Annotated in this window: 19 protein-coding genes and 2 tRNA genes; 5 read left to right on the top strand and 16 right to left on the bottom strand. The window is 46.4% G+C overall.

Translation table 11 applies throughout. The annotated features are described in order from the left end of the window. Nucleotides 1-178: 178 nt before the first annotated feature. From rimP to KT990_RS09885, 4 genes are read left to right on the top strand one after another with little or no spacing between them, the layout of a single operon-like run. The gene (gene rimP / locus KT990_RS09870; RefSeq protein ID WP_005094386.1) at nt 179-703 is read left to right on the top strand and encodes a ribosome maturation factor RimP; all 525 of its coding nucleotides are present in this window, start codon (nt 179-181) and stop codon (nt 701-703) included. A gap of 34 nt (nt 704-737) precedes the next feature. Then, complete coding sequence (nusA, locus tag KT990_RS09875) at nt 738-2,222, top strand: transcription termination factor NusA (RefSeq protein ID WP_005094384.1); 1,485 nt, start codon at nt 738-740, stop codon at nt 2,220-2,222. 10 nt (nt 2,223-2,232) lie between these two features. After that, nucleotides 2,233-4,944: a translation initiation factor IF-2 gene (gene infB, locus KT990_RS09880; RefSeq protein WP_005094383.1), complete on the top strand. Its 2,712-nt coding sequence runs from the start codon at nt 2,233-2,235 to the stop codon at nt 4,942-4,944. Further along, on the top strand, nt 4,944-5,348 hold the full coding sequence (locus KT990_RS09885; RefSeq protein WP_005094380.1) for a ribosome-binding factor A: 405 nt from the start codon (nt 4,944-4,946) through the stop codon (nt 5,346-5,348). The genes infB and KT990_RS09885 overlap by 1 nt, the downstream gene beginning before the upstream one ends. Before the next feature lie 105 nt (nt 5,349-5,453). Here the strand turns inward: KT990_RS09885 and KT990_RS09890 are convergent, their stop codons facing one another. The 11 genes from KT990_RS09890 to KT990_RS09940 form a co-directional block, all read right to left on the bottom strand. Further along, nucleotides 5,454-5,858, bottom strand: a complete 405-nt coding sequence (locus KT990_RS09890; protein ID WP_005094378.1) for a Na+/H+ antiporter subunit G — start codon at nt 5,856-5,858, stop codon at nt 5,454-5,456. A 10-nt stretch (nt 5,859-5,868) separates the two neighbouring features. Then, nucleotides 5,869-6,144, bottom strand: coding sequence for a monovalent cation/H+ antiporter subunit F (locus KT990_RS09895; RefSeq protein WP_005094376.1), 276 nt, complete (start codon nt 6,142-6,144; stop codon nt 5,869-5,871). After that, nucleotides 6,141-6,659, bottom strand: a complete 519-nt coding sequence (locus KT990_RS09900) for a Na+/H+ antiporter subunit E (RefSeq protein WP_005094373.1) — start codon at nt 6,657-6,659, stop codon at nt 6,141-6,143. Before KT990_RS09900 ends, KT990_RS09895 begins: the two co-directional genes overlap by 4 nt. Then, entirely contained in the window at nt 6,659-8,467 is a 1,809-nt protein-coding gene (locus KT990_RS09905; protein ID WP_180076080.1) for a monovalent cation/H+ antiporter subunit D, read from the bottom strand. Before KT990_RS09905 ends, KT990_RS09900 begins: the two co-directional genes overlap by 1 nt. Continuing rightward, nucleotides 8,467-8,832 carry a Na+/H+ antiporter subunit C gene (locus tag KT990_RS09910; RefSeq protein WP_005168933.1) on the bottom strand — a complete coding sequence of 122 codons (366 nt, stop codon included), beginning with the start codon at nt 8,830-8,832 and terminating at the stop codon, nt 8,467-8,469. Before KT990_RS09910 ends, KT990_RS09905 begins: the two co-directional genes overlap by 1 nt. Nucleotides 8,833-8,836: 4 nt before the next feature. Then, the gene (locus tag KT990_RS09915) at nt 8,837-11,674 is read right to left on the bottom strand and encodes a monovalent cation/H+ antiporter subunit A (protein ID WP_074383643.1); all 2,838 of its coding nucleotides are present in this window, start codon (nt 11,672-11,674) and stop codon (nt 8,837-8,839) included. Between the two features lie 446 nt (nt 11,675-12,120). Beyond that, nucleotides 12,121-13,503: an AAA family ATPase gene (locus KT990_RS09920; RefSeq protein ID WP_218208720.1), complete on the bottom strand. Its 1,383-nt coding sequence runs from the start codon at nt 13,501-13,503 to the stop codon at nt 12,121-12,123. Between the two features lie 33 nt (nt 13,504-13,536). Continuing rightward, on the bottom strand, nt 13,537-15,039 hold the full coding sequence (locus tag KT990_RS09925) for a UvrD-helicase domain-containing protein (protein WP_034608364.1): 1,503 nt from the start codon (nt 15,037-15,039) through the stop codon (nt 13,537-13,539). 15 nt (nt 15,040-15,054) lie between these two features. Continuing rightward, nucleotides 15,055-15,837 carry a bifunctional phosphoribosyl-AMP cyclohydrolase/phosphoribosyl-ATP diphosphatase HisIE gene (gene hisIE, locus KT990_RS09930; protein ID WP_159138540.1) on the bottom strand — a complete coding sequence of 261 codons (783 nt, stop codon included), beginning with the start codon at nt 15,835-15,837 and terminating at the stop codon, nt 15,055-15,057. Between the two features lie 226 nt (nt 15,838-16,063). After that, on the bottom strand, nt 16,064-16,951 hold the full coding sequence (locus KT990_RS09935) for an SDR family NAD(P)-dependent oxidoreductase (protein ID WP_044108999.1): 888 nt from the start codon (nt 16,949-16,951) through the stop codon (nt 16,064-16,066). A 296-nt stretch (nt 16,952-17,247) separates the two neighbouring features. Beyond that, on the bottom strand, nt 17,248-18,525 hold the full coding sequence (locus KT990_RS09940) for an O-acetylhomoserine aminocarboxypropyltransferase/cysteine synthase family protein (RefSeq protein WP_005168919.1): 1,278 nt from the start codon (nt 18,523-18,525) through the stop codon (nt 17,248-17,250). 310 nt (nt 18,526-18,835) lie between these two features. Here KT990_RS09940 and ettA point away from each other — a divergent pair, with 310 nt between their 5' ends. Continuing rightward, the gene (ettA, locus tag KT990_RS09945) at nt 18,836-20,497 is read left to right on the top strand and encodes an energy-dependent translational throttle protein EttA (protein WP_005168915.1); all 1,662 of its coding nucleotides are present in this window, start codon (nt 18,836-18,838) and stop codon (nt 20,495-20,497) included. Nucleotides 20,498-20,566: 69 nt separating this feature from the next. Here the strand turns inward: ettA and KT990_RS09950 are convergent, their stop codons facing one another. The 5 genes from KT990_RS09950 to KT990_RS09970 form a co-directional block, all read right to left on the bottom strand. After that, entirely contained in the window at nt 20,567-20,908 is a 342-nt protein-coding gene (locus KT990_RS09950) for a hypothetical protein (protein ID WP_074383638.1), read from the bottom strand. Nucleotides 20,909-21,058: 150 nt separating this feature from the next. Beyond that, nucleotides 21,059-21,134: transfer RNA gene (locus KT990_RS09955), tRNA-Glu, on the bottom strand. A gap of 36 nt (nt 21,135-21,170) precedes the next feature. Next, nucleotides 21,171-21,246: transfer RNA gene (locus KT990_RS09960), tRNA-Ala, on the bottom strand. Between the two features lie 57 nt (nt 21,247-21,303). Further along, entirely contained in the window at nt 21,304-22,812 is a 1,509-nt protein-coding gene (gltX, locus tag KT990_RS09965; RefSeq protein ID WP_218208721.1) for a glutamate--tRNA ligase, read from the bottom strand. A 127-nt stretch (nt 22,813-22,939) separates the two neighbouring features. Then, complete coding sequence (locus KT990_RS09970; RefSeq protein WP_005094351.1) at nt 22,940-23,242, bottom strand: hypothetical protein; 303 nt, start codon at nt 23,240-23,242, stop codon at nt 22,940-22,942. Between the last annotated feature and the right edge of the window lie 17 nt (nt 23,243-23,259).

Genomic DNA, 23,259 nt, shown 5'->3' on the forward strand with positions numbered 1-23,259 from the left:
GTGGGATTTGAAAAAAATCGCTATTGTGCTTAATTGGGGCGATTTACGCCCTTTTTTATTGGCTATCGTGTAGTGTCGACATTATTTGGTCACGTCTCCATGTTTCACTACTACTATAGTTTGTATTGGTTTGTAGTGGTCAAATAGATCATAAAATCGCACCAGATGACGAGAGTAAATGAAGCTATCAAATAAAACTCAAGCACTTCAGGACTTGATTGCACCGGCAGTTGAAGCCTGTAATGTAAACCTTTGGGGGATTGAGTTCCTGCCACAGGGTAAACGTTCGTTATTACGTATCTACATCGACAAACCGGTCGATGCAAGCGCTGAACCGGCCGTTAATGAAGACGGTGAAGAGGAACAGGGGCGTGGTATTGGTGTTCAGGATTGTGTGCGTGTAACGCAGCAAGTCGGCGCCATGCTGGATGTTCATGATCCGATCTCGGGTGAATATTCACTTGAAGTGTCTTCTCCAGGCTGGGATCGTCCATTCTTCCAGCTCGAACAGATGTCAGGCTATATTGGTCATAGCGTAGCATTACGTCTGATTAGTGCAGTAGATAACCGTCGTAAATTCCAGGCCAAACTAGTTGCAGTCGACCTAGACAATGAAATGATTCAAGTTGAAGTAGAAAAGCAACAGGTATTGGAGATCGACAGTCACAATATCGATAAAGCAAATTTGGTCTTCCAAGATTAATTGAATAAATAAAAATTTAACGAATAGGTGACGTATGGCACGTGAAATTCTGACCGTCGTTGAAACGGTTAGTAACGAAAAGGGTGTACCTCGTGAAGCAATTTTCGAAGCGCTTGAGCAAGCTTTAGTTGCGGCGACCAAGAAAAAATTCTACGAAGGAACTCGCTCTGAAGAAGCACGTTTACGTGTGGAAATTGATCGCAAAACAGGTGACTACCGTACTTTTCGTCAGTGGGAAGTAGTCGCTGACGAAGATCATGAAATGCCAGCGTGTCAGGATGCGATTTCTGATCTTGATCCTGCACAATGGTCAATTGGTGATATTCGTGAACTCGAAGTAGAATCGATTGATTTCGGTCGTATTGCAGCACAAATTGCCAAGCAAGTGATTGTACAGAAGATCCGTGAAGCAGAACGCGCACTTGTGGCCGATGCTTACGAATCCAAAGTCGGCGAGCTGATCTATGGTGAAGTGAAGAAACAAACCAAAGATGGCTTTATCATTGACTTGGGTGATAATGCTGAAGCATACCTTGCACGTGAAGAAATGATTCCGAAAGAAATTCTTCGTCCGAAGCAACGTATGAATGCGATTCTGTTCAATGTGAACCGTGAAGGTCGTGGTGCGCAACTCCAGTTGTCACGTGCCAAGCCGGATATGCTGATCGCATTGATGAAGAAAGAGATCCCTGAGATTTCTGAAGAAATTATTGAAATTAAAGCAGCAGCTCGTCAACCAGGCGTGCGTGCTAAAATTGCAGTAAAAACAAATGATCACCGTATTGATCCGGTTGGTGCATGTATTGGTATGCGTGGTACACGTATCCAGGCTGTTCAACAAGAATTGAACGGTGAGCGTATCGATGTCGTGGTATGGTCTGACGACCCTGCCCAGTACATCGCCAGCGCACTGGAACCAGCAGATGTATCGAGTATTGTCATCGATGAAGATGCCCGTACTGCAGACATCATCTTTGCAACGAGTGATCAATTGGCTCGTGCGATTGGTTCACAAGGTCAGAACGTTCGTCTGGCATCAGAATTGACTGGCTACAAGCTGGACATGATGCTGGAAGAGGAATACTACGCCCGTCAACAAAACGAAGCGCAACAGTATCTGGACATGTTTGTAACACGTCTGGATATCGCGGAAGATTTGGCGATGGCACTGGTAGAAATGGGCTTCACCTCGCTTGAAGAAATTGCTTATGTCCCTGCAGAAACGTTTGATGAAATCGAACTTGATGCTGAACTGGTTGAATTATTGCAAAGCCGTGCGAAAGAAATTGCACTTGCTGATGCATTACAACAGCAAGAGAATATACAAGCGCCAAGTGAAGAACTTGTTGCAATGGAAGGCATGACAGCAGAGATCGCGCAAGCTCTAGCAGCTCGTGGTGTGGTAACAGTTGACGATTTGGCAGATCAGGCGACCGACGATATCGAAGATATTGAAGGTTTGGGTGCTGAGAAAGCCGGTCAACTCATTATGAAAGCGCGCGAATCATGGTTTAACTAGGAGGTAGTATATGACGGACAAGTCGATTAAAGAGTTAGCCCTCAGCGTGGGTCGTCCAGTTGAGAAGCTCCTAGAGCAGGTTCGTGAGGCAGGTTTACCACAGCGTAAAGCTGACGATATTATTACCACCGAACAACAAGATAGCTTGATGAGCCATGTGAAGAAATCACAAGGTTCAGAAAGCCAAGCAGGGCAAATCACGTTGAAACGTAAAACAACCAGTACTGCAAAAGTTGCGAGTACTTCAGGTAAGGCGAAAACGATTAATGTAGAAGTTCGCAAGAAGCATACATTTGTTAAGCCTGATCCAGAACAGATCAAAGCAGAAGCATTGGCGAAAGCCAAGGCTGAACAACAGGCCAAAGCTGCGCCTGAGCAGAATACAGCACAAGCTGCTTCTTCTGCTGAAGCTCCGAAAACTGGCGTAAATAACGCGAGTAAAGCTCTAGAAGCGATGCGTGCTGCTGCAAAACAAACCAGCGACAAGCAAGAAGTTTCTAAAGCGGCAGTCGTGGTAAAACGCAAATCGACCAACAAGCCGATTGTAAAACAGGTTGTTAAACAAACTGAAACGGCTGAACAGAAAAAAGCACGTGAAGCTCAGGCAGCGCAATTAAAAGCGACTGAAGAAGCAGCACGTCGTAAAGCGGCTGAAGAAGCGCAGCAACGTACGCTTGAACAAATGCGTCAGATGGCGTCTAAGTACACCGCTGAAGATACAACAGCAACGATTCGTGTCGTAGATGATTCTCCGCTTGCTGCCGGTTTGGTAGGTCAGGCATATGAAGACTCATTTGCCAAAGAAGACCGCGAGATCAAACGTGGTACCAATACCCCAGCTGCACGTGCACCGAAAAAAGGTGGACGTCGTGGTCAGGAAGAACAGAGCTTCAGCAAACAGCCTAAACGCGGTTTGAAAACCAGCCAGGGCAATAAGCACGGCTTCGAAAAACCTGTGAAGAAACAGGTTTACGATGTTGAAATTGGTGAAACCATTGTTGTGGCTGACCTGGCTGCGAAAATGGCGATCAAGGTTCGTGAAGTTATTAAATCTCTCATGAAAATGGGTGAGCTGGTTACTCAGAACCAAGCCATTGATCAGGAAATTGCAGCGTTAATCGTAGAAGAAATGGGTCATAACCCGGTATTGGTTTCTGATACGCAAGCTGAAGATAACTTGCTTGAAGCAGCTGAAGAAGCACGTGGTGCACAAACAACGCGCGCACCAGTGGTTACCATCATGGGCCATGTTGACCATGGTAAAACATCGCTTCTTGACCGTATCCGCCGTGCCAAAGTGGCGCAAGGCGAAGCAGGCGGTATTACCCAGCATATCGGTGCTTACCACGTTACAACCGACAAAGGTATTATTACCTTCCTTGATACTCCGGGACACGCAGCGTTTACTGCAATGCGTTCACGTGGTGCCAAAGCAACGGATATCGTGGTACTGGTTGTTGCAGCAGATGATGGTGTTATGCCACAAACTGCAGAAGCAATCGACCATGCACGTGCTGCAGGTACACCAATCATTGTTGCAATCAACAAGATGGATAAAGAATCTGCTGATCCAGATCGCGTATTGAACGAATTGACCACCAAACAGATCGTACCTGAACAATGGGGCGGTGATGTACCGGTTGCCATGGTTTCGGCGCATTCTGGTCAAGGTATCGATGAACTTCTAGACCTGATTTCGATCCAGGCTGAATTGCTTGAATTGAAAGCATCGGAAGAAGGTGCTGCACAAGGTGTGGTGATTGAAGCACGTGTAGACAACAGCCGTGGTGCGGTCACGTCTATTCTGGTTCAAAACGGTACCTTGAAAGTGGGTGACCTGGTTCTTGCTGGTTCATCTTATGGTCGCGTTCGTGCAATGACCGATGAAAATGGTCAGCGTATCAAATCCGCAGGTCCTTCAATTCCAGTGGAAATTTTGGGTCTTCCAGAAGCGCCAATGGCAGGTGACGAAGTTCTTGTTGTTAGCGATGAGAAAAAAGCACGTGAAGTTGCCGATGCACGTATGGATCGTGAACGTCAAAAACGTCTTGAGCGTCAATCTGCAATGCGTCTTGAAAACATCATGGCGTCTATGGGCAAGAAAGATGTGCCTATCGTGAACGTGGTGCTGAAAACTGACGTACGCGGTACACTGGAAGCCTTGCATGTTGCACTTGCTGAACTTGCAACGGATGAAGTGAAAGTACGTATTATTGGTTCGGGCGTTGGTGCAATCACCGAGTCTGACGTAACACTGGCTGAATCTTCAGAAGCAGTTCTACTTGGCTTTAACGTTCGTGCGGACAACACTGCGCGTCAAAAAGCCGATGCAGACAGCATCGACATTCGTTACTACTCAATTATCTATCAATTGATTGATGATGTGAAAGCAGCAATGAGCGGTAAGCTGGCACCTGAACATCGTGAAACGATTCTGGGTGTTGCACAAGTACGTGAAGTATTCCACTCAAGTAAATTCGGTGCGGCTGCGGGCTGTATGGTTCTTGAAGGCGTATTGCATCGTAACAAACCGATTCGCGTACTCCGTGATGACGTGGTGGTATTCCAGGGCGAGCTTGAATCTCTTCGTCGCTATAAAGAAGTGGTTGAAGAAGTTCGTGCCGGTATGGAATGTGGTCTTGCGGTGAAAGGTTATAAAGACATCAAAGCACTGGATAAGATCGAAGTGTACGATGTTCAACTGATTAAACGGAGTCTTTAATGGCGGGTAGTCAACGTCTGAAGCGTATGGCGGATACAGTACAACGCGAGTTGTCAGAACTGATCCGTCAGGAGCTGAAAGATCCACGCTTAGGTGGTCTGGTGACCATCTCTGCCGTGAAGGTGAGCCCGGACTTGGGATATGCGGAAGTTTATGTCACTGTTATGGGACGTGAGCTGGGCGATGAACAAAGTGAAGCGGCGAATAAAGAAACTTTAGAGGTGTTAAACAAAGCCTCTGGTTTCCTGCGTCACGAACTGAGCCGTCGTATCAAAACCCGTATTACACCTCGTCTACGTTTCCATTACGACAAGACCAATGCCTATGGTAACTATATGTTTGGTCTAATTGCTGAAGCTGTGAAGGATTTACCTGAAGCTGAAGCAAAAAAAGATGATGAATAAGTCATAGGACAATAAAAAAGCCACCCGAAGGTGGCTTTTTTATAGCTGGCTTTATTGAAACTTTAAACATTAGAAGTGAATCGACCTATCTAAAAATAGTCCAAATCAAGTGAGATCATCATTTTTATGATTCATTTTTTTCTCATAAAAAGCACGGCGACGTGAACGTTGCCAAGGCAGGGGACGCTCTAGTGTTTCTGGAACCTCACCACTTAGTGAGCGTAAACGTAAATGCAATGCTGCCTGCGCCATCAGATTGGCCGATACTGGCGCAGTGATAAAGGCAAATAGGGTAATCAGCACTTCAGCAAAACCGAAACGGCCGTACATGGCAGAAAAAATAATCGCGGCAATCAGAAAACTGCCCAAGCCCAAGGTACTGGATTTGGTCGGTGCATGCAGCCGCATAAACAGATCGGGCAGGCGTACCATCCCAATCCCTCCGACCAGCATGAAGAAAGCACCAATCAATAAAAAAATCGAAACTAGTATTTCTAAAATTAACGGCATTTAAAAACTCCTAGTCGATGACATGGCCAGTGGTGAAATAACGCGCCAAGGCTGCTGTAGAGACAAAGCCGAGCATCGCCACCAGTAAAGCCTCTTCAAACAGAAAAGTGCTGCTCCAGTAAATTCCCAAAATGACAATCAGACAGGTGGCATTCAGGAACAGGGTATCGAGTGCCAGGAGGCGGTCAACGATAGAAGGGCCGGTAATGAGTCGGATCAGGCAGAGTAACATCGAGACAGTGACTGCACCCAAGCAAATCATTAATGCATAAGGCAGAATCGTCATATTTTTTCTCCTGTCTGTGCGCTGAAAATTTTAAGCAAGGGCTGTTCATAACGTTGTTTGATCAGCTCGATTTCAGCTGCTTCATCATCCGTGCTTAAAGCATGCACCAGAATATCACCACGATCCTGATCAATACCGGCAGTGACTGTGCCCGGTGTAGTGGTAATAATCATGGCCAGTAAGGTGTTGACTTCTTCATGCTCGGTTTCCAGAGGCACACGGAACCATTTGGGATGTAGGTTTTTGGTCGGCCCCAAGACCAGTTTTGCAACTTTAAGATTGGCCACCACAATGTCCCAGACCACGACAAAGAACAGACGCAGCGCAGGCCGCCACTGGATATTCGGGGTATAGTCAATAAACGGCGCGACCATTTTGGGAATGACAATCGCCAGAAGCAGGGCCACCAGCAAGGTTCCGGCTTCTGTGCTATGTGACAGTAAAGTCCAGCTGAGTCCCACGATTACAGAAACCAACGGGTGCGGGAACCAACGTTGCAGGAATGATTCAGCCATTAAGGTCCCTCCGCCGGTTTAAGTTGATTATCATCATGTTGGGTTTGTTCAATATGCTGCTGGTCAATCTGACGTTGTTTGAATTCAGAAATATTTTCACCTTCCAAAGTGGCTTCTGAAATCATATAAGGAATCAGATGTGCATTTGGATCCACCACCTCGCCACCATATTTGGTTTCTGGCAAATAACTTGGATCAAAGGGTTGCACACTAATAAATTGACCTTCTGCATCACGTTTTAACAGGGCAGCTTCATAGACCGGATTGTTTTTAATCTGTTCTGCCGTCTGATAGTTATATTGATAGATCGGTCCAGCAAATACAACATAAGCTGTTAAGCCGGCAAGTAGCAAATAGATCGTGTGATCATTACGTGCAGGTGCCTTACTGGGTAAAGCTTCATATTTGTGGAAATCGTCAGAATTCAAATCATCTTCAGGTTTGGTCGAGCGCCAGAACAGCATAAAGCCGACTCGAGTAAAAGCCAGAATACTGAGGAAACTCACCAGCAGAATGGTCAGGATAATGATCATCTGATGCTCTGAATTGGCAGAAGCCTGCAAAATAAAGACTTTGCCAAAGAAGCCGCTGAACGGTGGCAGACCGGCCATCATCAAGGCAATGATGAAATAGATAATCGAAACCAGCTTGTTCTGTTTCATCAGCGGTGCGATTTTAAAATGATCTTTGAACTCACCGCGCTGTGAGGTAATCCAGCCAGACAGGATATAAAATGCTGCAGCAATCAGGGTACTGTGTACCATATAGTACAGGGCGCCGGCCCAGGCTGCAGTCGTATTCATGCCAATCGCCACCAGAATCGTGCCGACTGAAGACAGCACCATAAAGCCGACAAAACGGCGCAGGCGTTCTGTACCAATCGCACAAATGACACCATAGACTGAAGTAATCAGACCGATCACCAGTAGACAGTTCATCAGAATCTGATGGCTGTATTCATCATCAAAAACAGTTCCATTGATTCGCAAAATCGCATAGATCCCGACTTTGGTCATGATGGTAAAGAGTGCGGCAACAGGGGTGGTGGCTACGGCATAGGTTTTGGGTAACCAGAAGCCCACCGGCAGCATTGCCGCCTTAATCCCGAAGACCACGAATAGCATGAGTCCACCGGCAACGGCCAGTTTATGCTGATCTGCTGCCAAGGTAGGCATTAAGCGCGCCACATCGGCCATGTTCAGACTGCCGACACTGCCATAAATCATGCCGAGTCCAATCAGGAACAGCGCAGAAGCCAGCAGGTTAATGGTGACGTAATGAATTCCCAGCTGGAAACGCGCCTTGCCCTGTCCATGCAATAGCAGCACATAGGACGCCATCAGCAAGATTTCAAAGAATACGAACAGGTTGAATAAGTCACCAGTCAGGAAGGCGCCGGTCAGGCCCATCAGCAGGAAATGCACCATGGTATGGAAATAACGGCCACGGGTATCCCATTCTTTACTGGCATACCAGACCACCGGTACTGCCAGGGCATAGGTCAACACCAGCATCATGGCAGAGAGTTGGTCCAGCACCAGCACGATCCCAAAAGGTGCCGCCCATTCGCCCAGTGTATATACACTGACTTGACCCTGACTGCTGTCAATTAAATAACTGACCGCAATGATCAGACCCAAGATACCCGAGATATGGCTGATACCACGACGCCAAGGCTGACGCCAGTCTGTGGTCAGGGAGCCAGAACCCGGATTGCCTAAAAGTACCAGACTAAAAGCGGTAAGGGCCGGTAAAAGAATACTGAAAATTGGCGTATGTTGAGACCAGAAGTGAAGAAGATCAGTCATTAAGGCTCATCCTCACGTGGGTCAATCTGAGGTGTTTCTTCTTTTGAATCAACGTGGTCTGTTCCTGATTCATAACGGCTACGCAGTGCCAGCTGAACAATAAAGGCAGTGGTGGCAAAGCCAATCACGATGGCGGTCAGCACCAGTGCCTGCGGAAGGGGATCGGTGACTCTGGAGGCCTCGGTCAATACGGCAGGCGAATTCATCTGGATCCGCCCCATGGCAAATAAAAACAGGTTGACCGCATAACCAATCATGGCCAAGCCCAGCACCACCGGAAAAGTACGCGCACGCAGAATCAGATAGATTCCGGTGGCGGCGAGTAGACCAATGGCGGAGGCTAATAAAAATTCTAAACTCATCATTCTATTATCCTCTTGGTACTGGGCCAGTCATACTGGAGTGACGTGAATCGCCCAGCACAGAAATCATCAGCATGGTCGCACCGACTACAGTGACATAGACACCGACATCAAACAGCGCCGCCGAAGCCAGATGCATTTCTCCAATCACGGGTGGCGAGACATAAATATGCGCACTGGTCAGGAATGGGCGTGACCAGAACCAGGCTGCAACCCCGGTCAAACCGGCAATGGTTAAACCCACGCCAATCCAGATTTCATACAAACGACCAGATTTGGCACCCAGCAACTGTTCAGTTTTATCCTGTCCCACTGCAATATATTGAATAATTAAGGCCAGTGAGGTGACTAATCCTGCAATGAATCCACCGCCCGGCAGGTTATGGCCACGCATAAAGATATACAGGCTGACTACCAGAGCTACAGGTAAAATCCATGATGCCGTGATACGTAACATCAAGGGGGAGGGATTAAATCGATAGGTCAAACCTTGGGTCATGGTGGTGCCATGCGCACGCATGCCATCCATCAGGCTAAGCACACCAATCGCGGCAATCCCGAGTACAGTAATTTCGCCGAAGGTATCGAAACCACGGAAGTCGACCAGAATCACATTGACCACATTGGTGCCGCCGCCGAGTGGAATTGACTGCTGCAGGAAGAACCATGAAATAGAATTATGATCACGGGTCATGATCAGCCAGGCGATGGTGGCAATACCGAGACCGCCGCCCAGCGCAATGATCGCATCGCGCCAGCGCCGGGTTGGACTGGATTCATAAGGGGTTAGCTGCGGTAGCAGAGATAAACTCATTAATAACAAGACGGTGGTTACCACATCGACTGTAATTTGGGTCAATGCCAGGTCAGGTGCCGAGAAGCCAATAAAGACCATGGTTACCACCAGACCCACTGCACCACTGATCAGTACCGCTTTAATCCGTTCATGATGGAACCATAGCAGCATCCAGCAGGCAGAAAATAGCAACATCCACAAGACAATGGCCAGGGCAGGGGCGTGGGTCAGCTCACGCGTACCGCTACCGATACCATTGGATAGCAATGGGAAACCAACCAGACCGATGGTAAAGATCACAATCCACAATAAATAGCTTTGTAATTTGCCAGTTTCAGTGGCACGGCGGAAACGACGTGAATTTAACAGCAGATTTTTCAGGAACAGGTCAAACAGGATCCGACCCTGTAAGCGGCCCAGTTTTGGATCCAGATCAATTTCACGTAAGGCACCACCTTTGGCCAGAGAAAAGTAAAACACTGCACCACCGGCCAAAGCAATCACACTCATTAATAATGGCAGATTAAACCCATGCCAGAGGGCCAGATGCGTACCTTCAAAAGCAAAATTTTGAGTCGTTGCCTGCGTGGTACTATTCACGATTTTTTCGACCAAAAGTGCTGGCAATAGACCCACTAAAATACATAGAAATGCCAGTAAAGTAGCGGGTGCGCGCATGCCAAATGGTGGCTCATGCGCATTTTTATTCGGGACTTGCTTGCCCAGTGGGCCGTCGAAAAATACCCCATGCACCAGACGAATCGAATAAGTGACTGCAAAAATTCCGGCTAATGTTGCCACAATGGCTGAACCGACCAGCACTGGCCCGCTTAAATTGGCCACCAGCTCAGTAAAGAACATCTCTTTGGAGAGGAAACCATTGGTCAATGGAACACCGGCCATAGAGGCCGCAGTGATCATGGTCAGCGTTGCAGTAAAGGGCAGCAGTTGCCATAGACCTGAAAGCTTACGTAAATCACGGGTGCCAGATTCATGATCGATAATACCGGCAATCATAAACAGGGCCGCTTTAAAGGTGGCATGGTTAATAATATGGAAAATTGCCGCTGCGACTGCCAGTGGAGAACCAATCCCGAGCAGACACATGATCAGACCCAGATGACTGATGGTTGAATAGGCCAACAAGCCTTTCAGATCTTCCTTAAAAATGGCAAAAAAGGCGGCCATGCACAGGGTAAACAGACCGACAAAGGTCACAATATTATGAAACAGTGCCGCGCCCGCAAAAATCGGGAGTAAACGTGCGACCAGAAACAGGCCGGCTTTGACCATGGTGGCCGAGTGTAAATAGGCAGAGACCGGTGTCGGTGCTGCCATGGCATTGGGTAACCAGAAATGGAAGGGGAACTGCGCACTCTTGGTAAAGGCACCGAGTAAAATCAGCAACAAAGTGGGAACAAATAGCGCATGTGACTGGATCTGTTCAGTCATCGTCAGGATTTGATCAATCTGATAAGTGCCGGTAATTTGACCCAGCAGGATGAAGCCACCAAGCATGGCCAAGCCACCCATGCCGGTAATGGTCAAGGCCATACGTGAGCCGCGCTGTGCGGCTTCGTAATTGCTCCAATAGCCCACCAGTAAAAATGATGAAATACTGGTAAGTTCCCAGAAAACCAGCAGGATCAGCAAGTTATTCGACAATGAAATTCCGAGCATGGCTGCCATAAACAGCATCAGCAAGAAATAAAGTTTGCTCAGCGAATTTTTAGGATTGAGATAATAATAGGCATAAATATAGATCAGGGTGCCTATGCCACTGATCAGCAAGGCAAACAGCAGGGCCAGAGAATCCAGACGGAAACTGAAATCGATCCCGAGCTGGGGCAGCCAGGACCAGGTCTGAATGATCACGGCACCATCAAAGATGGCAGGCGCCTGACTCAATAATAATAAGAAACTGCTGAGGCTGACACCAATTGCCCCTAAAGCCGTTACCCCGCGCGAAAATTGCTTCAGCCACGAGACAAGGGTTGTGCCTAATACTAACGGTAACAATATAATAATCGGCAGCACACTCGTATCCATTGTCGTGATTTAGGTTGTGACCAACCTAGGGTGAATCTTCATCTTTCAAGGACTACAGGATTACAAGGAGCAACCCAAACTTCTCAATCTTGAAAGCCAAAAGAATATTCAAAAAGAATATAAAAACAGTTGTATTGCGCAACTTATAAACGATAGCAAATTCCGATTTTACAATGAAATTCGCAAATAAAACCGATCATATTACAGGATAACAACAACATCAACGTTTTTATGTCGAACTTATAAATTATACGCGAGCAGGCTTTTGGCGTGGGGTGGATGCTTAAACAGATCATCCAGAAGTGACCGAAAATTAAGATTAAATTGCAAGCATTGATTGTAAATATGACTAAATGCAGTTTTACAATTGCAAAAAGACAGCACTAAAATGGTCTGGATAAATCTCGATACTCATCGAAACGATCATTACTGTTTTTCAACGTTGCTTAGAGCGATTGCGGTAGCGTCGGCTGATCCTGAGCAAGTAAACGTAACAATTCCTGCTGTTGTTCAGGACTCAACTGTTGCTGAATCCGCTGTAATACAGCAAGCGGTGTAGCCTGTTCCGTGACGGTTTCTATTAGCGCTTCTTCGGCAGGAATTGCGTCTGGATCAGTATGTAGACCCATTTCGGCATAGATCTGATCAAACTGGATTTTCATGCTTTCAAGATGAATTGGATGCAACTGTTTATTTTCGAGTCTTAAGCACTGAAAGGCCTGTGCATGTTCCAGTAACTCAGGTCGGTTGCCGGTGGCAATAATTTGCAAGTTAGGAAATGCCTGATGCAGACGTGGCAGAATCTCTGCTGCCAGATCCTGATCCAGCTGATGATCAATGGCATCAATCAACAACACTCCTGTACCTTCCTGACATGGAAATAAACTGTTCGGGTTGAGCAGACAAAGACGCCGTACGATATCGCCCACCAGTGCAATCCAGATGCGGACGCTATTGGGAAGCTGCTGAAAAGTAAAACGCTTGTCCTGATAGGTCAGCATCAGTTGCAGCTTGGGCTGGTATTTTAACTCAATCTGGCTGATGTCAGGCAATACCTGCGACAGGGCATTTTTTAAGGCCGTTAAATGCGGGGTATGGAGCTGTGCTTGCGCTTTTTCAATCTGCCGCGCTAGTTCATCTCCCTGAATATCTTCAGGTTGCTGCAAGGCACGTGCTAAAATCTGATCCATGATCTTGGCGCTTTGCGCATTTTCAATATCACTGACTTCACGCAACCATTCAAAGAAACGGGCAAAGGTCGTAAACGGAATCGCGCCAATGTCGTAAGCATACGCTGTATGGAAAATGGCTGGATTGTTTTTGCTGATCAGATTGACGTCATTGACAAAGCGGTCGGCAGGATAATAGGCAATCAGCGGCAAGCCGAGCAAAGGATCATTGAATCGGGCTTTCTGATAAAGCCCAAGCATGCTGTCCAGTTGCGCAGTTTCTGCTTTGCTAAAGCCGAGTCCCTGACTATTTAAAGTCTTATAGACTTGCCAGGAACAGCTCTGTTGCTGTACAGCTTCAGTCTGGCTGGATTCTGTAAGCGCTGAAACCTCTTCGGGAAAGCCAACCCGGATATCAATTTTGGATTGCAGCCGGTGTTGCATGATGTCCAGATCTTGCATCACCAGACCGGCAGCCCGGCTATCGCGATAACGCGCTGCAAACCAGGTCAGCGCCTGATAAGCACAGCGTAACAAAGTGGTTTTGCCAGTACCCTGATTGCCCAAAATTAAGGTAAGCGGATATTGTGAATAATCAAGCTGAAGCTGAATCTCTGGAAAATGCAGGGTGTGTTTCAGTTGAAGCGCTTCGATGTGCATAGGTCACCTGTACCATGATTTTACATCCATACCTTAACCGACGGCTTGACGAAGCGACTGCGGCATCTTGATCTTCAGTTGTTGAATCAGGTCATAAATGTGATGAATATTTAAGCTTACTTTAGCACGTGTACAGGCCACGTAAAGTAAACGTAGCTCTTCATCACTAATTTTATGATCTTTTTCATTCAGCTTAAACTGATAGTCATCTTCAATATGCACCCGTTCCCACTCCAAACCTTTGGCCTTATGGGCAGTGGAAATAATATAGTCCGCCTGTCCAATCGGGGTGATTTTGGCCAGGGCTTTTTTCAATGGATCGGTGCCATGTTCATCGACCAGTTTAACCAGCGGTTTGATGTCGCTACCTTCATTGGTTTCACAGTATTCATGCACATCATGCCAGGAATTAAACCAAGCCAGTTCCGGCACATCGACCACACGTTTGCCCTGTTTCAACATGGCAGCCGCATCGACAAAACGATTCAGTTTGACATGATCAGCTTGCAGGCTGACTTTATCACCACGCACCAGTCCGGCAAGTAACAGTTCCATGGCCCGGGCATTGGTCCGGCATAAAATTGCATCCCGCATTTTGGTATGCGGTTTATTCACGACTTTAGAATCTAACAACGGATTGCCAAGCAAAGGCACGGTTTCATTCAGTGCACCTAAAATGGCATTGGCATTTAACGCGATTTCAGGGCCAAAACGAAACGATGTGGTCAGGCGTGATTCGGGTAAAGGCAGTTGCTGCATGGCATTCACCGCACCGCGCCAAGCATAAATCTGCTGATGCGCATCACCGACATAAATCACCTGAGTATTCCGCTGTTTCAGCAAAATTCCGAGCATGAGTGGGTCGGCATCCTGCGCTTCATCAAACAGCACATAATCGGCCGGAATATTCGGTTCAGACAGCGCCCAGAGTTTCAGGTAAATATCATGGCCAATCCCGGCCTGATGATTGGGATCGATTGATTCTAGCCAGCGCCGTTCTACGGCCGGATAAAGTTTCTTTTGCAGGATCTCAATATCATCTGGATGTAACCAGCTCGGTGCCTGAATATGCCGCGGAGCAGGGTATTGCGAACTGGTCGAACAGAAATAGCCAACCGCATTGGCGACTAAACTCGCCAGACGCGAAGGCATCAAGACATATTTTTCATAACGCCCACCCATCATACGGCGCATGGTCATCGGTTCCAGACGGTATTCTTTGGCAATAAAGCTTGGGCTTAAACGGGGCAGACGCAGCTTGTCGGTGATTCCACGTGGAACACTGCGAAATGCCAGCGAGTGAAAAGTGCGGCAATCCACGCCACGATGAAATTTGGCTTGCGCTTCACTGGCAATGGCTTTGTTGAAAGCCAGATACATGCCACGCCGTTCAGGCATGGCATCACTGATCATTTGTAGTGTGGTGGTTTTACCTGTGCCGGCATAGGCAATCACTTTAAAGGAATTACCCAGACGGGCATTATCGATGGCAGTGGCCTGCTCATAAGTGGCCTTGGGTTTTTGCAGATCAGACACAGGCATATTCATCATTTAATGCTGACGGCTGGCTTTTTCAACTAGACCGGATAAGCCCTGACGACGTGCCAGCTCATTCAAGACCAGTTGCGGTTCGATATCGAAATAACCCAGCATCACAATGGTATGGAACCACAGATCAGCAACTTCATAGATCAGATCATTTTTATTGTCTTCAGAGACCTGAGCGTTGAAATCTTTGGCAGCCAGCACAGTTTCAAAGCTTTCTTCACCGACTTTTTCTAAAATCTTGTTCAGGCCTTTGTGATAGAGCTTGGCCACATAAGAGGAATCCGGATCGGCCTGTTTGCGTTCTGCCATCATCTGGCCCAGATAGGACAAGACTTCGACCTGTTCAGACTGGGCGCTTGACGCTTCCATCGCCAGCGTATGCGGATTTGTGGATTTTTCACCATAAATTGCAGACGGGTGTTTCAGCTGTGCATCGACAATTTCCCAGCCATTTGGCGTGAGTTTACGATAGAAACATGATTCACGACCAGTATGACAAGCGATGCCGCCATGCTGTTCAATTTGCAGCACAATTACATCGGCATCACAGTCCAGACGGATTTCATGTACGGTTTGAAAATGTCCTGATTCTTCGCCCTTATGCCATAATTTGCTGCGTGAACGGGAGAAATACACGGCTTGGTTTTTCTCAGCCGTCAGTGCCAGCGCTTCACGATTCATCCAGGCCACCATCAAGACACGACCAGTTTGATGATGCTGGGCAATGGCAGGGACTAATCCTTGTTCGTTAAATTTTACTTCATCGAGCCATTGCGCGTTGTTCATAAGGGTTTCCATCATTTCAATCAAAATATAAAAATACGGATAGGAAATATCCGCAGATAGTGTACGTGATCTCGCAGCATTTGCGGCAAAAATCTGTGTCGATAAAGACAGGCTATGTCGTGTGTGATCCAGATGAGCTTGCTTTCACCTAGAGATTTAAAACTGAGACATCAAAAAAGCCGCCCGGTCGGCGGCTCGTATTTTCAGGAAATTATCCCAGTAAAAATTACCAGTGTTCGCCCGGGAACAGCCGTGCATATGCTTTTTGCACCAAATTTAATTTTTGTGGTTGACCCACAGAGGCACTTGAACTTGGGAACAGGTTATAACCAATCGACATCAGAACATTGTTGATATCCGGAGCAATCGAATAAGTAATCGAGGCCAGACGACCCAAACCGGTGGCAACTTTCTTCGGACGTTTCACGATGGCATAGGCAATCAGGTCAGCTGCCTGTTCCGGAGAAAGTGTCGGGACGTATTTATAAATTTTGGTTGGTGCAATCATCGGAGTGCGTACCAAAGGCATATAGATCGAGGTGATGGCGATTTTATGCGAATGCACTTCGGCAGACAGACAGCGACTAAAGGCATCCAGTGCGGCTTTTGACGCGACATAGGCCGAAAAACGGGTGGCATTGGCCAGTACGCCAATCGAACTGATGTTAATGATATGACCCGCGCGACGGATCATCATTTGTGGCAAGATATTCATGACCAGACGCACGGCGCCGAAATAGTTCAGCTGCATGGTCCGTTCAAAATCATGGAAGCGGTCGACCGATTCATGCACGGCGCGGCGAATCGAACGCCCCGCATTATTGATCAGAATATCAATATGATCGACTGAGGCAATGATCTGTTTGGACACCTCATCAATCGCCTCCATATTGTTTAAATCGCATGGAAAGATTGAGGCTTTGCCGCCTTTGGCTTCAATGTCTGCTTTTACTTGTTCTAGGGTTTCTTGAGTACGGGCCACCAGTAAAACATGCGCACCTGCATCGGCCAGTTGATGTGCCGTCGTTAACCCAATACCGCTGGATGCGCCGGTGATCAGGACGGTTTTACCTGCAACAGATTTTTCCAGTTGTTTGTGTAGTCTAGTTTTCACATTTGTTATCCCTAATTTGAAGTCAGCGTTCAAATTATTTTTATTAAAGGTGTATGGCGCTCTAACAGGAGATGAGAGCGAAGGTGAGTACAGATATGATAACCAATTCTTCAGGAAAATCTATAAATTAAACTATTGAAATTAAAATAAAAATTAGAGTAATTGCTCTATTTGTGTTCGCTATTTCATTTAACTTTTACCATGAAAATAAAAAGCAAAGCAAGTGGCTGTTTTAGAATATAAATAAAAAAACTCCACCAGAAAGGGTGGAGTTTTGAGTCAGATGAAACACGCCTTTAAACGGTCGCTAGTGCCTGTTCCAGATCCGCGATCAAGTCATCAATATGTTCAATCCCAATCGAGAGTCGCACCATATCTTCACTGACACCTGCTGATTTTAACTCCTCGGCATTGAGTTGGCGATGTGTGGTGGTCGCCGGATGACAAGCGAGACTTTTGGCATCACCGATATTGACCAGACGGGTAAACAGTTGCAGCGCATCAATAAAACGTGTGCCGCCTTCAAGACCATGCTCTACGCCAAAGGTCAGAATCGCAGATGGTTTACCTTTTACATATTTTTGTGCCAAGGCATGTTGTGGATGATCTTTCAGACCAGCGTAATTGACCCATTTTACTTTAGGATGCTGCTGTAAATATTCCGCAATTTTAAGCGCATTTTCAGTATGACGCTCCATACGCAGACTTAAAGTTTCCAAACCTTGCAGGATCAGGAACACATTCTGCGGGCTGATCGCGGCCCCAGTATTGCGTAGTGGCACCACACGCGCTCGAGCGATATAAGCTGCTTCACCGAGAACTTCGACATAGTTTACGCCATGATAACTTGGATCGGGGGTATTCAGCGCGGGAAAGCGTTCAGGATATTTACCCCACGGGAATTTACCGCTATCGACAATGATGCCACCAATCGAATTGCCATGACCGCCGATATATTTGGTCAATGAATGCACGATAATGTCGGCACCAAAATCAAAAGATTTTTGTAGCACTGGCGTTGCCACCGTGTTGTCCACGACCACAGGCACACCGTACTCATGCGCGATTTTTGCAATCTCTTCCAGATCAATAATATTACCCAGTGGATTACCAATGGATTCCACAAAGACCAGTTTGGTCTTGTCATCAATTAAACTACGCAAGCTTTCCGGTTTTTCATAATCAAAGAAACGCACGTCAATACCTTGCTTCGGCAGGGTGTGTGCGAACAGGTTATAGGTGCCGCCATAGAGCGTAGATACGGATGCAATATTGTCACCGGCTTCAGCAATGGTCTGAATCGCATAGGTAATTGCAGCCATACCAGACGCTAAAGCAAGTGCGCCAATCCCGCCTTCAAGTGCGGCGATACGTTGCTCTAACACCGCCGTGGTCGGGTTCATGATCCGGGTATAGATATTGCCCTGTACCTTTAAATCGAACAAATCGGCCCCATGTTGAGTATTGTCAAAGGCATAAGACGTAGTTTGGTAAATTGGCACTGCAACTGCTTTGGTGGTGGCTTCAGGGCTATAACCTGCATGAATCGCAAGGGTTTCTGCTTTATAACTCATTATGACTGATCTTCTTGTGTTTAAGTTTATGACTTGAGTGTAACATTTTCATATATAAGTAAAAGTGCAATTTTACTGAAATAGATAGATGAAATAATCATATATAAATTGGGATTCGACGCACTTATTTGACTTAAATCAGCTGTTTGAAAAATCACCATAAATAAACTTGTAACAATGCATTGAAGTTCATGGCAATGGCTTATGTTTTCGCAGCTTTCTGCGTATAATAGCCGATTATTTTTTCGCTCTTTTTTGAGCTGGGGTGGTTGTTTTAACCCCATTTGGTTTTTCAGTTGAGGAGTCCTACGTGGCCCAATATATTTATACGATGAACCGAGTGTCTAAGATGGTGCCGCCGAAACGCGAAATCCTGAAAGATATCTCCTTATCATTTTTCCCGGGCGCAAAAATTGGTGTGCTTGGTCTAAACGGTGCAGGTAAATCGACCTTGCTTCGTATTATGGCGGGCGTAGATAAAGATTTCTCTGGTGAAGCACGTGCACAACCAGGTACTAAAATCGGTTATCTCGAGCAAGAGCCGCCTTTAGATGAAACTAAAGACGTGCGTGGCAACGTTGAAGATGGTCTGCGTGAGCCGCTGGATGCTTTGGCACGTCTTGACGAAGTATTTGCAGAATATGCAGCAGAAGATGCTGACTTTGATGCACTTGCAAAAGAGCAAGAAAAGCTCGAAGCCATTATCCATGCATGGGATGCACATAACCTTGCCAATCAGATGGATCAGGCAGCTGCTGCACTGAACCTTCCAGCTTGGGATGCCGATGTTAAACTGCTTTCAGGTGGTGAACGCCGCCGTGTGGCACTGTGCCGTTTGCTCTTGTCTAAGCCAGACATGTTGCTTCTTGACGAACCGACGAACCATTTAGATGCATCATCTGTTGCCTGGTTAGAACGTTTCTTGAAAGACTTCCCGGGTACCATCGTTGCGATTACGCATGACCGTTATTTCTTGGATAACGTGGCTGAGTGGATTCTTGAGCTTGACCGTGGCATGGGCATTCCATACCAAGGTAACTACTCTTCTTGGTTAGAGCAGAAAAATGCGCGTCTAGAGCAAGAGAACAAGCAAGAAGAATCTTTTGCTAAAGCATTGAAAAAAGAACTTGAATGGGTTCGCTCAAATGCCAAAGGCCAGCAAAAGAAAAACAAAGCGCGTATGGAGCGTTTTGAAGAGCTTAACTCGCGTGAATTCCAACAGCGTAACGAAACCTCTGAAATCTACATTCCACCTGGCCCACGTCTAGGCAACAAGGTTGTAGAAGTTGAAGGCATCAGCAAATCGTTTGGTGATCGTACCCTGTATAAAGATTTATCATTCGTTGTACCGCCTGCTGCGATCGTGGGTATCGTCGGTGAGAACGGTGCAGGTAAAACCACACTGTTCCGCATGATGACCGGTGAACAACAACCGGATACCGGTTCTGTGGTACTGGGTGAGTCGGTGAAAGTGGCTTATGTGGGTCAGATTCGTGACACGCTTGATGACAACAAAACGGTTTGGGAAGAAGTTTCTGGCGGTTTAGACATCTTGAAGATTGGCGAATACGAAATTGCATCTCGTGCATATATCGGTCGTTTTAACTTTAAAGGCCAGGATCAGCAAAAACGTGTCGGTCAATTGTCAGGTGGTGAGCGTAACCGTTTACAACTGGCTAAAATCCTGCAAATGGGCGCAAACGTAATCTTGCTCGATGAACCGTCAAACGACCTGGATATCGAAACCTTACGTGCGCTTGAGGATGCCATTCTGGTGTTCCCGGGTACTGTGATGGTGATCTCGCATGACCGTTGGTTCCTGGACCGTATTGCAACGCACATTTTGTCATTTGAAGGCGAAACACCTGAATTCTTCACCGGTAACTATGCTGAGTTTGAAGAATATCGCCGTAAGCGCGATGGTGATGATCTGGTTGCGAAGCGTCAAAAATACCGTAAAATTGGTGTTTAATCCCTGATTTTAAAATAAAAAACCAGCCTTCGGGCTGGTTTTTGTGCTTATAGGGTGGTGGGTAATGACTTAGATTTCCCACTCATGATTACATTCGCGACATTTCCATTTCTTTTGGGTCTGCATGAAGGCCTGCATGGAAATTTTAAAATCAGGCAAATCTTTATAGAATATAAAGCCTGCAATCAAAGAAAGAATAAAGACGATGACGGTTGCAGTCTGTAAAGTTGTACCTGCACCATCACCAAAGATCCACATCGCGATACTGATGATCACCAGCAATAATAATAGGAACAGGGCGGGCACCAGAAACATCAGGCTTTTAGGAACCACCGGACGTGGAGCTGCTTGACCTGGCTGGGCCACCGGCATGATTTTCGGGCTTTGACACTTAGGGCAACGATATTGCATTACAACTCCAAAATTCTAAATTACTGATTATTTTATCGGAAGATGCGAAGAAACCGAAATATTGCCCAACATAAAATATACAGGCAATAAAAAACCCAAGTCATAATGCTTGGGTTTTTTAAAAGACCACTTCAAAAGTAATCTTGAATATGGCGTCCCTACGGGGATTCGAACCCCGGTTACCGCCGTGAAAGGGCGATGTCCTAGGCCTCTAGACGATAGGGACAATTGAGGCATTACACAGCTAAAGCAAGACTTGATTTGGTGGAGTCAAGGAGGATCGAACTCCTGACCTCTACAATGCCATTGTAGCGCTCTACCAACTGAGCTATGACCCCAGTCTGTGTGAGCGCTATATTAGGGATATCGCGCTCACACGTCAACAAAAAAATTAATTAAGCTTGATCAACCGCTTCATTTTTCGGCAATTTTAAGCTTTCATTGAGTTTTTCCCAGACTTTTAGCTCTTTTTTGCTTGGGCCACCGACAATTTCCAGCGCATGACGTAAACGTGCGAAGGTTAAATCAGGGCCAATGGTGACCATAGTCTGCATCACCGGGGTAGATGCAGTTGAACCGGCAATGGCAATAAAGAAGGCCGGCATGAAGTCACGCAGTTTAATTTCCATTTGTGCTGCCAAATCCATCAAGGTTTGGCTGACCGTGTCGTTGTTCCAGGTGAACAGGCTTTCTAAACGCCAAATGGCAAACTGCAAGCTCTGACGTACCTGTTCGTCAGACAGTTTTTTGCTGACAAACTGCTCCTGAGTCAGTGTCGGGAAGTGGTTGAAGTAATGCGCAGACCAGTTCACTGCTTCAGACAGCAAGTTGATACGTGGTTGAATCGCAGCTGCGATTTCTTCTAATTTGGCACGGTCTGCTTTCCATGCTAGCAGCGTATCGAGCAATTCAGCAGGAGAAAGGGCTTTGATCCATTGACCATTGAGCCAGTTGAGTTTTTCAACATCAAAGATTGGACCACCGAGTGATACACGTTTAATATCAAAATGTTCAATCATTTCTACCAATGTGAATTTTTCACTTTCATCTGGCATTGACCAGCCCATACGACCCAAGTAGTTCAACAAGGCTTCAGGCAGTACACCGATATCTTTGTAATAGTTGATTGAAGTTGGGTTTTTACGCTTAGACAATTTTGATTTGTCCGGGTTGCGTAGCAGTGGCATGTGACACAGCACCGGCATCTCCCAACCGAAGTACTGGTACAGCAACTGATGCTTCGGTGCAGATGGAATCCATTCTTCACCACGAATCACATGCGTGATTTGCATTAAATGATCATCTACCACGTTGGCCAAATGATAGGTTGGCAAGCCGTCAGTTTTCAGCAGAATCTGCATGTCGACCTGCGCCCATGGAATCTCGACTTCACCACGCAGCATGTCATTAAATTTACAAATACCTTCAGTCGGTACTTTCATGCGAATCACATGTGCTTCGCCAGCAGCCAAACGACGCTCGACCTCTTCTTGAGAAAGGTTTAAGCCTCGACCGTCATAACGTGGAGATTCACCACGTGCTTGCTGTTCAGCACGCATTTGATCCAGTTCTTCGGCAGTGGCGAAACAGTAGAAGGCATGACCTTTTTCAACCAGTTCCAGCGCATAGTTTTTATAAATATCCATACGTTCTGACTGGCGGTACGGTGCATGTGGGCCACCCACATCTGGACCTTCAGACCAGTTGAGACCGAGCCAGCGCAATGAATCCAGGATCATTTTTTCAGATTCAGGTGTTGAGCGCAGTTGGTCGGTATCTTCAATACGAAGGATGAATTCACCCCCATGCTGTTTAGCAAAACATAAGTTAAACAAGGCAATATAGGCAGTACCTACATGAGGAAAACCTGTAGGAGAAGGTGCAATACGAGTACGAACAGTCATAGCCGGATATAATCTAGAATATAAATTTGGTTCTATTATAGCGAAAAAGCCACATCACTTAATGCTTTATTCAACATTCAGTGATGTGGCTTTAAATCCTGCTGTTATTCGAGTTGGTTAAAACTGATTAAGAATGATCGCTAGAAAATATGCTTTGTACGAAGCGGGTAAAGCGATAATTTTGTGCTGCAAAGAAATTTTGTGAAGGTGCGACTTTCAGCGCAGTTAAGACTTTAAGATTATCGTCTGTATGCAGGGTTTTTTCGCTTTTTTGTTGTTGAATTGCTTTTTCAATCGGCGATGTCTTGCTTTCAACAGTAGTGACTGAGGCCTTCTGCAAATCTGTCTTCACAACGACGGCATGACCCAGTTGAATCGAAAACAGCATGATCAGACTTAGGATGCTAGCTGTGAATAATTTAAATTTCATATCCAAACTTCCTCCTT

The organism is Acinetobacter sp. F9, from assembly GCF_019195275.1.
Taxonomy (GTDB): Bacteria; Pseudomonadota; Gammaproteobacteria; order Pseudomonadales; family Moraxellaceae; genus Acinetobacter; species Acinetobacter pseudolwoffii.

What these genes read in the sequence shown, in the direction of transcription:
- KT990_RS09970 (WP_005094351.1), bottom strand. Translation starts at nt 23,242, where the DNA reads ATGAAATTTAAATTATTCACAGCTAGCATCCTAAGTCTGATCATGCTG.
- KT990_RS09915 (WP_074383643.1), bottom strand. Translation starts at nt 11,674, where the DNA reads ATGGATACGAGTGTGCTGCCGATTATTATATTGTTACCGTTAGTATTA.
- gltX (WP_218208721.1), bottom strand. Translation starts at nt 22,812, where the DNA reads ATGACTGTTCGTACTCGTATTGCACCTTCTCCTACAGGTTTTCCTCAT.
- KT990_RS09890 (WP_005094378.1), bottom strand. Translation starts at nt 5,858, where the DNA reads ATGCCGTTAATTTTAGAAATACTAGTTTCGATTTTTTTATTGATTGGT.
- KT990_RS09910 (WP_005168933.1), bottom strand. Translation starts at nt 8,832, where the DNA reads ATGATGAGTTTAGAATTTTTATTAGCCTCCGCCATTGGTCTACTCGCC.
- rimP (WP_005094386.1), top strand. Translation starts at nt 179, where the DNA reads ATGAAGCTATCAAATAAAACTCAAGCACTTCAGGACTTGATTGCACCG.
- nusA (WP_005094384.1), top strand. Translation starts at nt 738, where the DNA reads ATGGCACGTGAAATTCTGACCGTCGTTGAAACGGTTAGTAACGAAAAG.
- KT990_RS09905 (WP_180076080.1), bottom strand. Translation starts at nt 8,467, where the DNA reads ATGACTGATCTTCTTCACTTCTGGTCTCAACATACGCCAATTTTCAGT.
- KT990_RS09920 (WP_218208720.1), bottom strand. Translation starts at nt 13,503, where the DNA reads ATGCACATCGAAGCGCTTCAACTGAAACACACCCTGCATTTTCCAGAG.
- hisIE (WP_159138540.1), bottom strand. Translation starts at nt 15,837, where the DNA reads ATGAACAACGCGCAATGGCTCGATGAAGTAAAATTTAACGAACAAGGA.
- infB (WP_005094383.1), top strand. Translation starts at nt 2,233, where the DNA reads ATGACGGACAAGTCGATTAAAGAGTTAGCCCTCAGCGTGGGTCGTCCA.
- KT990_RS09940 (WP_005168919.1), bottom strand. Translation starts at nt 18,525, where the DNA reads ATGAGTTATAAAGCAGAAACCCTTGCGATTCATGCAGGTTATAGCCCT.
- KT990_RS09900 (WP_005094373.1), bottom strand. Translation starts at nt 6,659, where the DNA reads ATGGCTGAATCATTCCTGCAACGTTGGTTCCCGCACCCGTTGGTTTCT.
- KT990_RS09885 (WP_005094380.1), top strand. Translation starts at nt 4,944, where the DNA reads ATGGCGGGTAGTCAACGTCTGAAGCGTATGGCGGATACAGTACAACGC.
- KT990_RS09950 (WP_074383638.1), bottom strand. Translation starts at nt 20,908, where the DNA reads ATGCAATATCGTTGCCCTAAGTGTCAAAGCCCGAAAATCATGCCGGTG.
- KT990_RS09895 (WP_005094376.1), bottom strand. Translation starts at nt 6,144, where the DNA reads ATGACGATTCTGCCTTATGCATTAATGATTTGCTTGGGTGCAGTCACT.